The sequence below is a fragment of the Mesorhizobium sp. Cs1321R2N1 genome, from assembly GCF_037179725.1.
GTDB classification, from domain to species: Bacteria; Pseudomonadota; Alphaproteobacteria; order Rhizobiales; family Rhizobiaceae; genus Mesorhizobium; species Mesorhizobium salmacidum.
The window spans coordinates 1-346 of sequence record NZ_JAPYKP010000358.1 but is presented as its reverse complement, the minus strand read 5'-3'; the positions used below and the strand labels follow the sequence as shown (position 1 = coordinate 346).

General features: G+C 61.3%; 1 pseudogene. It reads left to right on the top strand.

Going from position 1 to position 346, the window contains the following annotated elements:
- A pseudogene (locus O7A61_RS32490) lies at positions 1-228 on the top strand (IS481 family transposase); the annotation flags it as partial.
- Positions 229-346 lie beyond the last annotated feature (118 nt).

The window sequence follows — 346 nt, the reverse complement described above, 5'->3', positions numbered from 1 at the left end:
GGCCGCTTCAGCCAGGTCGGGCACCGCATCACCGGTGATCCGCAAAAGGGCAAATCGCGCGGCGCCGGCTGGGAGTTCGTCCATGTCTGCATCGACGACGCCTCTCGCATCGCCTTCTCGCAAATCCGGCCCGACGAGAAGAAGGAAAGCGCCGTCGCCTTCCTCAAGGCGGCGGTCGCCTATTATGCAAGCCTCGGCGTCACCGTAACGCGCGTCATGACCGACAACGTCCTAAGAGCGGAATGAAATGGAGCCTGCAGTCAAGGTCTCTCTGTTCGTCAGCATGCTCTTGCTGCGTGACGTTGGTCAAGTCATCGAACCAGGCGGCTTCCACCGGCAAGGGAAA